Origin of the sequence: Gluconacetobacter diazotrophicus PA1 5, assembly GCF_000021325.1 — a bacterium.
GTDB lineage: Bacteria > Pseudomonadota > Alphaproteobacteria > Acetobacterales > Acetobacteraceae > Gluconacetobacter > Gluconacetobacter diazotrophicus.
The window spans coordinates 2188874-2201674 of record NC_011365.1 but is presented as its reverse complement, the minus strand read 5'-3'; the positions used below and the strand labels follow the sequence as shown (position 1 = coordinate 2201674).

The 12801-nt window shown below is 67.8% G+C and carries 11 protein-coding genes; 7 read left to right on the top strand and 4 right to left on the bottom strand.

Translation table 11 applies throughout. The features are described from left to right. Positions 1–19: 19 nt before the first annotated feature. The gene (locus tag GDIA_RS10000) at positions 20–1246 is read right to left on the bottom strand and encodes an AI-2E family transporter (RefSeq protein WP_012554069.1); all 1227 of its coding nucleotides are present in this window, start codon (positions 1244–1246) and stop codon (positions 20–22) included. Between the two features lie 256 nt (positions 1247–1502). On the opposite strand from GDIA_RS10000, the gene pqqA reads away from it, so the two are divergent. The 5 genes from pqqA to pqqE all read left to right on the top strand — a co-directional run bounded on the left by pqqA (position 1503) and on the right by pqqE (position 4780). Next, the gene (gene pqqA, locus GDIA_RS09995) at positions 1503–1583 is read left to right on the top strand and encodes a pyrroloquinoline quinone precursor peptide PqqA (RefSeq protein WP_012224451.1); all 81 of its coding nucleotides are present in this window, start codon (positions 1503–1505) and stop codon (positions 1581–1583) included. 119 nt (positions 1584–1702) lie between these two features. After that, positions 1703–2626: a pyrroloquinoline quinone biosynthesis protein PqqB gene (pqqB, locus tag GDIA_RS09990; RefSeq protein ID WP_012224449.1), complete on the top strand. Its 924-nt coding sequence runs from the start codon at positions 1703–1705 to the stop codon at positions 2624–2626. Then, positions 2623–3372 (top strand): pyrroloquinoline-quinone synthase PqqC, encoded by a 750-nt coding sequence (pqqC, locus tag GDIA_RS09985; protein ID WP_012224446.1) that lies wholly within the window; start codon positions 2623–2625, stop codon positions 3370–3372. The genes pqqB and pqqC overlap by 4 nt, the downstream gene beginning before the upstream one ends. Further along, the gene (gene pqqD, locus GDIA_RS09980) at positions 3369–3665 is read left to right on the top strand and encodes a pyrroloquinoline quinone biosynthesis peptide chaperone PqqD (RefSeq protein ID WP_012224444.1); all 297 of its coding nucleotides are present in this window, start codon (positions 3369–3371) and stop codon (positions 3663–3665) included. Before pqqC ends, pqqD begins: the two co-directional genes overlap by 4 nt. A 41-nt stretch (positions 3666–3706) precedes the next feature. Then, entirely contained in the window at positions 3707–4780 is a 1074-nt protein-coding gene (gene pqqE / locus GDIA_RS09975; protein ID WP_012224442.1) for a pyrroloquinoline quinone biosynthesis protein PqqE, read from the top strand. A gap of 42 nt (positions 4781–4822) precedes the next feature. On the opposite strand, the gene GDIA_RS09970 is transcribed toward pqqE, so the two are convergent. The 3 genes from GDIA_RS09970 to GDIA_RS09960 form a co-directional block, all read right to left on the bottom strand. After that, the gene (locus GDIA_RS09970; RefSeq protein ID WP_043458866.1) at positions 4823–7072 is read right to left on the bottom strand and encodes a TonB-dependent receptor; all 2250 of its coding nucleotides are present in this window, start codon (positions 7070–7072) and stop codon (positions 4823–4825) included. 95 nt (positions 7073–7167) lie between these two features. Then, positions 7168–8805 (bottom strand): stimulus-sensing domain-containing protein, encoded by a 1638-nt coding sequence (locus GDIA_RS09965; protein WP_231854301.1) that lies wholly within the window; start codon positions 8803–8805, stop codon positions 7168–7170. 143 nt (positions 8806–8948) lie between these two features. Next, positions 8949–9659 carry a response regulator transcription factor gene (locus tag GDIA_RS09960; RefSeq protein ID WP_012554065.1) on the bottom strand — a complete coding sequence of 237 codons (711 nt, stop codon included), beginning with the start codon at positions 9657–9659 and terminating at the stop codon, positions 8949–8951. A 279-nt stretch (positions 9660–9938) separates the two neighbouring features. Between GDIA_RS09960 and GDIA_RS09955 the strand changes: the two genes are divergently transcribed. Together GDIA_RS09955 and dnaK are read left to right on the top strand one after the other, a co-directional pair. Continuing rightward, a complete protein-coding gene (locus GDIA_RS09955; RefSeq protein WP_012554064.1) occupies positions 9939–10571 on the top strand; it encodes a nucleotide exchange factor GrpE in 633 nt (210 codons plus the stop codon). A gap of 206 nt (positions 10572–10777) precedes the next feature. Beyond that, a complete protein-coding gene (gene dnaK / locus GDIA_RS09950; protein WP_012554063.1) occupies positions 10778–12694 on the top strand; it encodes a molecular chaperone DnaK in 1917 nt (638 codons plus the stop codon). The last annotated feature ends 107 nt before the right edge of the window (positions 12695–12801 follow it).

Sequence of the window (12801 nt, the reverse complement as noted above, 5' to 3'; positions counted from 1 at the left end):
GGGCGCCTGCGGCTTTCCGCTATTCGGTTTCCTGTTCCCGCCGGGGAATGATCGCGGACTGTACGGTGCGTGCGCGGGTCGGGCCGCCGACAACGTGGCCGATCGGGGTCAGGACATCGACATGGTCGCAGATGATCTTGAACACCGCCAGCATCGGCACCGACAGGAACGCCCCCCACACGCCCCACAGCCAGTCCCAGAACATCAGCGAGCCCATGACCAGCACCGGATTGAGGGTGAAGCGCCGGGCCAGCACCATCGGCGTGATCGTCTCGCCTTCCATCAGGTGGATGCACAGATACACCGTGGGCGGCAGCAGCGCCTGCAGGGCCGACGGAAAGACGAACAGGCTGACGACGAAATAGATCACGATGCCGGTCAGCGGCCCGATGATGGGAATATAGTTCAGCAGGAAGGCCAGGACCCCCCACAGCAGCGGGTTCGGCATGCCGAACACCCAGCATTGCAGCATGTTCGCCAGGCCGACCAGCACGTTGATGATCGTGATGGTGGTCAGATAGAGCGAGACATTGCGTTCGATCTGATAGGCGATCTGCACCGCGCGGCGCTTGTCGGCGAAGGTCGGCATGATCTCGACGAACCGGCGCAGCAGGCTGTCGCCCTGCGCCAGCAGGAAGAACAGCATCAGCATCATGGTGAAGAGCTGGCCCACGAAGGCACGCGTGCCCAGCAGCACGCTGGAGCCGAACGTGCCCAGCCCGCCGCCCGGCGACGACGAGGGCGCCAGCAGCACCACCTGACCGCCGCCACCGCCCCCTTGCCGTCCGCTGACGACGGACAGGAAATTCTCGATCCGGTCATTGGCCGCCTGGATCATCTGGATCGGGCGGTGCAGGACGGCCAGGTGCGTCTGGAGGGCGGCCATGGTCTGCGGCGCGCGCGCGATCCAGCCGGCGGCGGGTACCGAGATCGCGGTGCCGATCGCGCCCACCACCCCGAACACGCCCAGGATCAGCACCAGCGCCGACAGCGTCTTGGGCAGGTGCAGCCGCGTATGCAGCACCCGCATCGGCGCCGACAGCAGCAGGTTGACCACCAGCGCCAGCACGATCGGCAGGATGATCGCCGCCGCGAAATACAGCGTGTAGAAGACCGCCAGGACCGTGAGGATCAGCAGGCAGATGGTCTGGGGATCGAAGCGGCTGCGACGCACGACCTCGGCCGCGCGCTGCTGCTGATGTGCCTCGAACATGTCGGCATCGTCCAGATCGGGTACAGGCGGCATGGCCCAGTCTCGCCCACGGCAGTCGGGTCGCCGGATGGTCCCGGCGCCGTCGGTTTGGGCGTAGTCCGCCGCCACCCCGGGCGCAAGGCACAAGTCGCGGCGGCATCGGTGCCACGCGTTGCGCGCAACCGACGAGGGAAATCCCCGCCCTCTCGCCCATGACGGCGATTTGGCTTGAAACCGGCCGCGAACGGGTTTCAGATCTCCGATGAATGCGGGGTTTCCCGCCTTCATCAGCCAGAAGACGGAGGATATGATGGCCTGGACTGCACCCAAGATCACCGAGGTTCCGCTGGGCGCGGAAATCAACAGCTACGTCTGCGGCCAGAAGAAATAAGCCGCATCGCGCCGCCTGCCTCGCGCGGGCGGCGCTTTTTCCCTGGCGGGGCCTTCCCCCTTGGTCCACCCCATGAGGGGTCTTCGACCGCGTCGCGATATGCTCTGGACTTCTCCGCCATGATCGACCTCATCGTTCTCGGCGCCGCGGCGGGCGGCGGTTTCCCACAATGGAATTCCAACGCCCCGGCATGCCGGCGCGCCCGGGCGGACGATCCGGCGGCGCCGTCCCGCACCCAGGCTTCGATCGCCGTCAGCGGGGACGGCGCGCACTGGTTCGTCGTCAACGCCTCGCCCGACCTGCGGGCGCAGATCGGCCAGACCCCGGCGCTGCATCCAAGGCACGGCCTGCGCTCGACCCCCATTGCCGGCGTGATCCTGACCGGAGGCGAGGTCGATACCGTCACCGGGCTGCTGACCCTGCGCGAACGCCAGCCCTTCACCCTGCTGGCGACGCCGCCGGTGCTGGACCTGCTGGACGCCAATCCGATTTTCGAGGCGCTGGACCGCAGCATCGTCCCGCGCGTGCCCCTGGCGCTGGACCAGCCCTTCGCCCTGGCGCTGCCCGACGGCACGCCCGCCGGGCTGACGATCACCCCCTTCGCGGTTCCGGGCAAGGTGCCGCTCTATGCCGAGAGCGGGCCCGATCCCGCCGCCATCGTCGAGAACGGCGAGACGATCGGGCTGGCGATGACCGACGGCGTGCGCCACGCCTATTTCATTCCCGGCTGCGCGCGCATGACCGGCCCCCTGCGGGCGCGCCTGCGCGGCGCGGACCTGGTCTTCTTCGACGGCACGCTGTGGACCGATGACGAGATGCTGCGCGCCGGCGTGGGACAGAAGACCGGACAGCGCATGGGCCATATGTCGGTCAGCGGTGACGGCGGGACCATCGATGCGTTCGCGGACCTCGACGTCCGGCGCAAGGTGCTGATCCATATCAACAATTCCAATCCCCTCCTGCTGGCCGACAGCCCGGAGCGCCAGGTCGCGCACCAGGCGGGGTGGGAGGTTTCATTCGACGGCATGAGGATCACGACATGACTGGCTCGCCCCTGTCCCCGCCCCTGTCCCCGGACGAACTGGAGGCGGCGTTGCGGGCCATCGGTGCCGCGCGCTATCACAACCTGCATCCTTTCCACCGCGCCCTGCATGACGGCAGGCTGAACCGCGCGCAGGTGCAGGCCTGGGCGCTGAACCGCTATTATTACCAGAGCCGCATCCCGGCCAAGGACGCCACCCTGCTGGCGCGGCTGCCGACGGCGGAACTGCGCCGGGAATGGCGGCGGCGGCTGGTGGACCATGACGGCGACGCGCCGGGCACCGGCGGCGTGGCCCGCTGGCTGAAGCTGACCGACGGGCTGGGGCTGGAACGTGCCGAAGTCGAATCGCTGAAGGGGCTGCTGCCCGCCACCCGCTTCGCGGTCGACGCCTATGTCGACTTCGTGCGCGACCGCTCGATACTGGAAGCGATCGCCTCCTCGCTGACCGAACTGTTCTCGCCCACCATCATCAGCGAGCGCGTGGCGGGCATGCTGCGCCACTATGATTTCGTGACGCCGGAGACCCTGGCCTATTTCCAGCCCCGGCTGACCCAGGCGCCCCGCGATTCCGATTTCGCCCTGGCCTATGTCCGCGACCATGCCCGCACGGTGCAGGAGCAGCAGGCCGTGCTGGACGCGCTGACCTTCAAATGCGACGTACTGTGGTCCATGCTGGATGCGCTGGATTACGCCTATGTCTCGCCCGGGCGCATCCCGCCCGGCGCCTTCCGGCCCCTGCCGGCGTGACCGACGCGCCCCCCCGGGATCGGAATGCCGAGCAGGCGGTGATGCGCTTCATGCGCGGCACGCGCCTGCAGCATGACCGGGTGCGCGACCAGTGGGTGATCCAGGCACCGGAGCGCGCCTTCATCGCCGATCCGGTGGCGACCGAAATCCTGCGCCTGGTGGACGGGCAGCGGCCGGTGTCCGCCATCATCGACGATCTGGCCGCCCGGTTCGATGCGCCCCGTCCCGTCATCGCCCGCGACGTGCTGGCGCTGATCGCCGAGTTGACCGACCGGCAGGTGCTGACCACATGACGGCCATGCCTGCCGCCGCCCGCCCTGCCGTTCCCCCGCCGATGAGCCTGCTGGCCGAGCTGACGCATCGCTGTCCGCTGCAATGCCCGTACTGCTCGAACCCGCTGGCACTGGATGGGCGCGAGGGCGAGCTTTCGACCGCCGAGTGGCGTCGCGTCCTGGACCAGGCGGCGGAACTGGGCGTGCTGCAGGTGCATTTTTCGGGCGGCGAGCCGATGGCGCGCGCCGACCTGCCGGACCTGGTGCGTCATGCCGCCGGGCGCGGGCTGTATACCAACCTGATCACATCCGGCGTTCTGCTGACCGAAGCGACGTTCCGTGCGCTGGCCGACGCGGGACTGGACCATGTCCAGCTTTCGTTCCAGGACGTCGATGCCGCGCCGGCCGAGACGATCGGCGGCATGAAAGGCGCGCAGGCGAAGAAGCTGGCCGCCGCGCGCATCGTCGTGGCGGACGGCATGCCGCTGACGCTGAATTTCGTCATCCATCGCGGCAATGCCGCGCGCATTCCCCGCATGCTGGACCTGGCGGTGACGCTGGGCGCCCGGCGGGTGGAAATCGCGCATACGCAATATTACGGCTGGGGGCTGGTAAACCGGGGCGCCCTGATGCCCACCCGCGCGCAGTTGGACGAGGCCACCCGCGCGGTCGAGGATGCGCGGGCGCGGCTGGGCCCGGCGCTGGCCATTGATTATGTCACCCCGGATTACTATGCCGACCAGCCCAAGCCGTGCATGGGCGGGTGGGGGCGACGCTTCGTCAATGTCTCGCCCGCCGGGCGGGTCCTGCCCTGCCATGCCGCCGAGACGATCAAGGGCGTGCCCATGCCCGACATCCGCGCTGCCGGCCTGGGCGAGATCTGGGCCGACGCGCCGCTGTTCCGCCTGTTCCGCGGCACGGACTGGATGCCCGAACCCTGTCGCGGCTGCGACCTGCGCGAGCAGGACTGGGGCGGCTGCCGCTGCCAGGCGCTGGCCCTGCTGGGCGACGCGGCGGCGACCGATCCGGTCTGCGCCAGATCACCGGCCCATGCGCGGATCACCGAAATCCTGGACAGCCTGCCGGACACCCCGCCGCAGCTGGTCTATCGCCGCTTCGGCAATACCCCGGTCTGATATCGTCTTCTGTCTTCCGAAAAGGAACAGAAACCATTCCCGTCAAAGGTTACAGGACACCCGCCCCCCAATGAAGCGCGGCGCGCCGGGAATATAGAGATAGGTCGTCGTCGCCTGACCGCCCGAGGTGTAATACTGCCGGTTCAGGATGTTCGACGCATAGAGCGTGACCTGCCAGCGGTCCGAGGCCGGGCGGAGCGTCACATGCGCGCCCAGCAGGAAATAGGGCGGCAGGCGGTAGAACCCCGTTCCGCCCGGTGTCATGGCCTGGGCGCCGCGATAGACCCAGTTGGGCCCGAATTCCACGGCGTAGCGCGGGTTGACGGCCTGGCGCCAGTCGAGCTGGCCGTTGAGCGTCAGTTTCGGCTGGCCGTTATCCACGCCCGAGAAATTGTCGTTGATCGCCTTCCACACGCCATGCTGCGCGTAATAGGCGTTCGTCTTGGCGCGATTGACGGTCGGGAAGTCCTGGAACGTGCCGCGCTGCCAGCCGAAATTCTGCGTGACGAACACATGGCGGAGCGGGTGCAGGTCGATCGTCCCCTCGAACCCCCAGCTTTCGGATTTCGGCACATTGGTCAGTTGGCTCAACGGCCCGTAATCGGGGATCAGGATCGTACCGAGGATCTGCTGGTTATGGAAATCGTTGTAGAAGGCGGCGGCATTGATCCGCAGCACGTTGGGAATCGGGTCGCTTTTCAGCCCCAGTTCATAGGTCAGCACGCTCTCGGGCTTGAACGGCGCGAGCTGCGCCTGGACCTGGGTGTTGTTGGCCGTGAAGCCGCCGGGTTTGAAGCCCTTGCTCATCTTGTAATAGAGCAGGACGCTCTTCGTCGCCTGCCACGATACGCCGACCTGGCCCGCGAACTGCGCCGCCGCCGTGCTCTCGCCGTGGAAATCCAGCGTGCGGCCGCCATAGATCCGCGACGTCAGCCCGGTGATCGCGCGGTCGTCGATTTCGTGCAGAAGCCCGGTGAACAGCGTCACGTTCCCCGGCAGGCGGTAGCTGACATGGCCGAATTCCGAGGTCGCTTCCTGGTTCAGGCCGAAACTGGAATCCTGCATGTAGCCGCGCGCCGGCAGGTAGTCCGTATAGTCGAAATAGAAGCTCTGGTTCATGCGCGAACGCTGGTAATAGGCACCCAGCACCCATTGCAGCCGGTCCTGGGCGTTCGTGTTCGACAGGCGCAGTTCCTGCGTGAAACTGTTGGCGGCGATCGTGCGGTAGGCGTCCGCCTGGGCGGCGGCGGTGGCGTCCTGGTCGGTATACTCGCCCTCGCGCTCGGTCTCGAAGGCGCTGACCGAGGTCAGGGTCACGGGGCCGAAATCATGCGCGACATGCAGGTCGGCGCCCCAGAACCAGTTGTCCTCGCTGGGCTTCAGCCCGGCATTGCGCCCGATCAGGTTCGTGAAGGCGTTCTTCGCCGACCATTCCGTCTGCGTCCAGCCCACGGCTGGGATCGGCGTGGAGCCGATCAGGCGGGCGATCGGGACGCCGCCCACCACCTCGCTCTCGTCACGCACCACGTGGCCGGACAGCAGAACCGTGGTGCGGGAATCCGGCGTCCATTTCAGCTTGGCGCGCAGGGCCCAGCTATCGGCGTCGCCCAGATGGGCGCCATTCAGCGGATCGGTCTGCCAGCCGCCGCCCTGGTTCACCTGCGCGGCGACACGGAAGCTGAACCCCCGCGCGATCGGGCCGGAGACATAGGCCTCGCTGCGGCTGCGGGCGTAGGAGGCCATGTCCTGGCTGGCGCCGAAATGGAAACTGTCGGTCGGGTCGTTGGTGCGCAGCTTCACCTCGCCGCCGGTGGTCGACTGGCCGTGCTCGGTGCCGACCGGGCCGGGGGTGACGGTCACGTCCGCCATGTCGAACATCAGCCCGGACGCCATGGTCGAATAGGGATAGGCCACATCGTCCACATAGGTCACGACCGGGCCCATGTTGTTCTGGGTAAAGTCGTTGAAGCCCAGGCCGCGCAGGTAGAAATTGGTCGAGGCCGTGCCGTTGATGCTCTGCACCGTCAGGTTCGGCGCCACATATTCCAGGCCGCGCAGGTCCACCACCCCCCGCTCGGTCAGCCGCTCGGCGGATACCCGCGTGTCGGAATCCGGCAGATGCTGGGCGCTGGCGTGGGTGAAGGCGCGGCGGATGCCGCTGGCCTCGATCAGTTCCGGCGCGGGCAGGGCCTTGCGCGGCGCGGGTTTGGCCGTCGCCTTGGTGTCCGGCTTCGCGGGGTCGGCCAAGGCGGGCGCGCAAGCCAGCACTATGGCGGAGGCTCCAGCCATCATCTGACGCGTTGCGCAGGAGATTCGTTCTTTCCTGAAAAAAAGAACCGACAGACTTCTGTTCATTTGGGGGCTGTGTGCGGGGACATTCGGGGTCTTTACCCCACGACGCGCGGCAGCGTCACCACAAAGCGCGCACCCACCACGCGGCCGTCCGTTCCCACCCTGTTTTCGGCGCGGATGGTACCCTTCAGGGCCTCGACGATCTGGCGGCTGATGGACAGGCCCAGCCCGGAATGCTGGCCGAAATTCTCGGTGGTCGGCCGTTCGGAATAGAAACGGTCGAAGATGCTGTTCAGCTTGGCGGCGGGAATGCCCGGGCCCTCGTCCGCCACCGCGATGTCCACCATGCCCCCGGCGGCGGGCACGGCGCTGAGCGTGATGCGCCCGTCGGGCGGCGAGAACGAGATCGCGTTGCCGATCAGGTTGCGCAGCACCTGGACCAGACGGTCCTCGACCGCCTGCACCGTCAGCGACCGGTCGGCGGCCGTGACGCTGATCGCCAGGATCGGCTGGCCGGGTGCGCGCGTGGCCTGATGGATTTCCGCCAGCACCGACAGGATCGGCACCACCCCCACCGGTTCGGTGCGCGTCCGCGACAGTTCGGCATCGACACGGCTGGCGTCCGAAATGTCGGTGATCAGCCGGTCCAGCCGGCGCACGTCGTCATTGATGATGGACAGCAGCCGCCGCTGGCGGTTCAAATCCTCGATCCGCACCAGGGTTTCGATCGCCGAGCGGATGGACGACAGCGGGTTCTTGATCTCGTGGCTGACATCGGCGGCGAACCGCTCGATCGCATCCATGCGCGCCCACAGGGCGCGGGCGCTGTCCTGCAGGGCGCGCGCGACCTCGCCGATTTCGTCGCGCCGTGCCAGCAGGCGCGGCGGCACCGTGTCGGACCGGCCGTGGGATTCGCGGATGACGTGGGCCGACGCCGCCAGCCGCAGCAGCGGCCGCGCGATGGTCAGCGACAGGTACCACGACAGCAGCACGGTGATGGCCAGCGCGATCAGCACCAGCGACAGGATCGACGAGCGCACCGCGAACAGCGAGCGATCGACATCGCGGGCCTGGCGCGTCAACTGGATGATGCCGATGGTCTGCCCGTCATGCATCACCGGTTCGGCCACCGTGACGATCAGGTGGCGGTTGGCGGTCCGGCGGATATAGGGGGGCATTTCCGGCGTCGACTGCCCGTCGGCCCCCATGACCGGCTGGACGCTGGGATCGGTATCCGGCGTATCCAGCGTCACGATCCGCGCACCCGACAGCGTCGGCAGCAGCGACAGCAGGCGGTCATAGAACCGTTCGGCGAAGCCGGCATTCGCCATGGCCCCGGCGGCGCGGTCGTCGCCGTCATCGGCCGCGACGGGCGAGGGCAGGGGCTGGCTTTCGATCTGTCCGCGCGTGCCGCGATGCAGGACCGCGGCCTGTTCCACCCGGCTGTCGGCCACAAGCTGGCCGTCGGGTGCGAACAGGCGGGCATGGGCGGCGGGGCTGGGCTCGGTCAGGCGCAGCAGCAGCGGCCGCGCCAGCGGGGCGTCCAGGATCGGGTCGCTGCCCCGGCCGGACACCACGGCGCTCTGCCCCAGCGCGCCGGCATAGATGCGCGCCTGTTCGCGCAGGGCGGTGACCTCGGCCTCCAGCAGGCTGTTCTGGAACTGGTTCAGATACAGCAGCGTCAGGGCCAGCAGCATCAGCGGCAGGGCGTTGACCAGCAAAATCCGCCGCATCAGCGGCGAGACGAGGCGCGTGCGGTATTCGTGATAGGCCGACGCCGCGTCGTGGGTGCGGATTTCGGCAGCCGGCGCCAGCAGTCCGCGAACCCAGGCAACAGGATCGGGCAGGGGCAGGACCCTGTTGCCGATGCGCAACCTTATTCCTCCTTGTAGCGGTAGCCGATCCCGTACAGCGTCTCGATCTGGTTGAAATCGTCGTCCACCTGGCGGAACTTCTTGCGCACGCGCTTGATGTGGCTGTCGATGGTGCGGTCATCGACATAGATATTCTCGCCATAGGCAGCATCGATCAGCTGGTCGCGGGACTTGACCAGGCCCGGCCGCGCCGCCAGCGCCTTGACCAGCAGGAATTCCGTGACCGTCAGCTGGATGTCCTTGCCGCGCCACAGGCATTGGTGGCGGGTTTCGTCCAGCGACAGGTCGCCGCGCACCAGGCTGCCGGCGGCCGCCTGACCGCCCGGCTCGCCCCGGGTGGCCTCGTTCCGGCGCAGCAGGGCGCGGATGCGTTCCAGCAGCAGCCGCTGCGAGAACGGCTTGGTGATGTAATCGTCCGCGCCCAGGCGCAGGCCCATCAACTGGTCCACCTCCTCGTCCTTCGAGGACAGGAAGATGACCGGCAGGTGCGAGCGGGTGCGCAGGCGCTGCAGCAGTTCCATCCCGTCCATGCGCGGCATCTTGATGTCCAGCACCGCCAAGTCGACCGGGCGGGTCATCAATCCGTGCAGCGCGCTTTCGCCGTCGGTATAGGTGCGGACGTTGAAGCCCTCGGCCTCCAGCGTCATCTGGACCGACGTCAGGATATTCCGGTCGTCATCCACCAGGGCGATCGTATGTTTCGTCGGCTCCATCGCGGCGTTTCTCGCTCCTTGCCTGGCCGGGGGCGGCCTTCGCCCCAGCATAGCGCCAGCCGGATCACGCTGTCATGGCCGCAGCCCATGACCATCCATCCATGTTCCGGCCGGGACCGCGTCCCGTTCCACCCGCATGGCGGGGGAAACCCGCACAAACGTCATATCGGCGATGGCCGTGACGCCTTGTCCAACGGCGCGCGCTCACCTACTTCAAAGGGCATGAGCCACGATACAGACCCCACCCCCGTCGCCGACTCTCCGAGCGGAGAGGCCGGCATGTCCCCTCCCGGCCCGTCGTCCGGCCACGACCAGGATACGGCCCACGCCGGGGCGAGTGATCCGGCCGGTGCCGGCCACCCGCGCATCCAGGAGCTGGAAGCCGCGCTGGAGGAAATGCGCGAGAAATGGCTGCGCTCGGAAGCCGAGATGCAGAACCTGCGCACGCGCACCAAGCGCGAACTGGAGGACGCGCGGCAATATGCGACGCAGAAATTCGCCCGCGACGTGGTCGAGGCCGCCGAGAACCTGAAGCGCGCGCTGGCCAGCCTGCCGCACGCGACCGAAGGCGAGGACAGGCTGATCGCCCGCATGCGCGAGGGGATCGAGAGCACCGAGCGTTCGTTCATGGGCATCCTGGAACGCCATGGCATTTCCGCCGCCGACCCGGCCGGCACGCCGTTCGACGCCAACCACCACCAGGCGATGGCCGAGCAGCATAGCGACGAACACCCCCACGGCACCGTGATCCAGGCCTGGACGCCCGCCTGGACGCTGCATGGCCGCCTGCTGAAGCCCGCGATGGTCGTCGTGTCCAAGGGCGCGGCGGCAGGGACCCAGCCGGCCGCCGCCCAGGCGACGGAATCCGGGACGTACAGCGACCCGACATACGGCAACAAGGCCGACGGCTGACCCGGCGACCGCCGGAACGTGCCCGCCCGCCCCTGTTCCGCAGGATGGCCCCTTGAAACGAACGCCGGGGCTGAATACATGCGAAACAGGTTCGGCGATGTGGGCGGATGTGGTGAAACAGTCCGCGCGACCCGCCAGAACGACAAGAGTTCTAGGGTCCCTTCCGGTGCTTCGGGCCGGTCCGGACCGCTGACAGGAGAAGATATATGAGCAAGGTTATCGGTATCGACCTCGGCACGACCAACTCGTGCGTCGCCATCCGCGAAGGGGACGAAACCCGCGTCATCGAGAACAGCGAAGGCGCGCGCACGACCCCGTCGATGGTCGCCTTCGCCGACAACGGCGAAATGCTGGTCGGCCAGTCCGCCAAGCGCCAGGCCGTCACCAACCCCGCCAACACGCTGTATGCCGTCAAGCGCCTGATCGGCCGTCGCTATGACGACCCGACGGTGACCAAGGACAAGGCGCTGGTCCCCTATTCGATCTTCGCGGGTGACAACGGCGACGCGTGGGTCGAGGCGCAGGGCAAGAAATACGCGCCGTCGCAGATCGCCGCCTTCGTGCTGGGCAAGATGAAGGAAACCGCCGAGGCCTATCTGGGCGAGCCGGTGTCGCAGGCCGTCATCACGGTTCCGGCCTACTTCAACGACGCGCAGCGCCAGGCGACCAAGGATGCCGGCCGCATCGCCGGCCTGGAAGTCCTGCGCATCATCAACGAGCCGACGGCCGCGGCCCTGGCCTATGGCCTGCAGAAGAAGAACGGCGGCACCATCGCGGTCTATGACCTGGGCGGCGGCACGTTCGACGTGTCGATCCTGGAGATCTCGGACGGCGTGATCGAGGTGAAGTCCACCAACGGCGACACGTTCCTGGGCGGCGAGGATTTCGACGCGCGGGTCATCAGCTATCTGGCCGACGAGTTCAAGCGCGAGCAGGGCATCGACCTGCGCGCCGACAAGCTGGCGCTGCAGCGCCTGAAGGAAGCGGCGGAAAAGGCGAAGATCGAGCTGTCCTCCTCGAAGGAGACCGAGATCAACCTGCCCTTCATCACCGCCGACGCCTCGGGCCCGAAGCATCTGGTGCTGAAGCTGAGCCGCGCGAAGCTGGAAAGCCTGGTCGACGACCTGATCCAGCGCACGATGGAGCCCTGCCGCGCCGCCCTGAAGGACGCGTCGGTCTCGGCGGCGGAAATCGATGAGGTGATCCTGGTCGGCGGCATGACCCGCATGCCCAAGGTCATCGAGGCGGTGAAGCAGTTCTTCGGCAAGGAGCCGGCCCGCAACGTGAACCCCGACGAGGTCGTGGCGATCGGCGCCGCGGTGCAGGGCGCGGTGCTGAAGGGTGACGTCAAGGACGTCCTGCTGCTGGACGTGACGCCGCTGTCGCTGGGCATCGAGACGCTGGGTGGCGTGTTCACCCGCCTGATCGACCGCAACACCACGATCCCGACCAAGAAGAGCCAGACCTTCTCGACCGCCGAGGACAACCAGGGCGCCGTGACCATCAAGGTGTTCCAGGGCGAGCGCGAGATGGCGGCGGACAACAAGCTGCTGGGCAATTTCGACCTGACCGGCATCGCCCCCGCCCCGCGCGGCGTGCCGCAGATCGAGGTGACGTTCGACATCGACGCCAACGGCATCGTGTCGGTGTCGGCCAAGGACAAGGCGACCAACAAGGAACAGCAGATCAAGATCCAGGCGTCGGGCGGCCTGTCCGAGTCCGACATCGAGAAGATGGTCAAGGACGCCGAGGCGAACGCCACGGCCGACAAGGCCAAGAAGGAACTGGTCGAGGCCCGCAACCAGGCCGAAAGCCTGGCGCACCAGGTCGAGAAGTCGCTGGCCGAGGCGGGCGACAAGGTTCCGGCGTCCGACAAGGCCGAAGCCGAGGCCGCGATCGCCGCTGTCCGCACGGCGCTGGAAGGCAGTGACGCGGCCGCGCTGAAGAGCGCGTCCGAGACCCTGTCGCAGGCGGCGATGAAGATCGGCGAGGCCGTCTACAAGGCCGGTCAGGCCGAGGGCGCGGCGGGTGCCGGTGCCCCGGGTGCCGGCGCCACCGGCCCGAACGGCGAGAAGGTCGTGGACGCCGATTTCGAGGACGTGGACGACAAGAAGTCGGCCTGATCGGCCGACGGTATCGCCAAGGCGCCGGCCCCGCGGCCGGCGCCGCTTCTACCGACCGATGGCGCCCCCTTCTGCGAAGGCGGGCGCTTTTCCATAAATGACTGGGC

Coding starts and splice junctions, on each gene's coding strand:
- pqqC (WP_012224446.1), top strand. CDS start 2,623: ATGACTGGCTCGCCCCTGTCCCCGCCCCTGTCCCCGGACGAACTGGAG.
- pqqA (WP_012224451.1), top strand. CDS start 1,503: ATGGCCTGGACTGCACCCAAGATCACCGAGGTTCCGCTGGGCGCGGAA.
- GDIA_RS09955 (WP_012554064.1), top strand. CDS start 9,939: ATGTCCCCTCCCGGCCCGTCGTCCGGCCACGACCAGGATACGGCCCAC.
- GDIA_RS09960 (WP_012554065.1), bottom strand. CDS start 9,659: ATGGAGCCGACGAAACATACGATCGCCCTGGTGGATGACGACCGGAAT.
- dnaK (WP_012554063.1), top strand. CDS start 10,778: ATGAGCAAGGTTATCGGTATCGACCTCGGCACGACCAACTCGTGCGTC.
- GDIA_RS09970 (WP_043458866.1), bottom strand. CDS start 7,072: ATGATGGCTGGAGCCTCCGCCATAGTGCTGGCTTGCGCGCCCGCCTTG.
- pqqB (WP_012224449.1), top strand. CDS start 1,703: ATGATCGACCTCATCGTTCTCGGCGCCGCGGCGGGCGGCGGTTTCCCA.
- GDIA_RS10000 (WP_012554069.1), bottom strand. CDS start 1,246: ATGCCGCCTGTACCCGATCTGGACGATGCCGACATGTTCGAGGCACAT.
- GDIA_RS09965 (WP_231854301.1), bottom strand. CDS start 8,805: ATGCGGCGGATTTTGCTGGTCAACGCCCTGCCGCTGATGCTGCTGGCC.
- pqqE (WP_012224442.1), top strand. CDS start 3,707: ATGAGCCTGCTGGCCGAGCTGACGCATCGCTGTCCGCTGCAATGCCCG.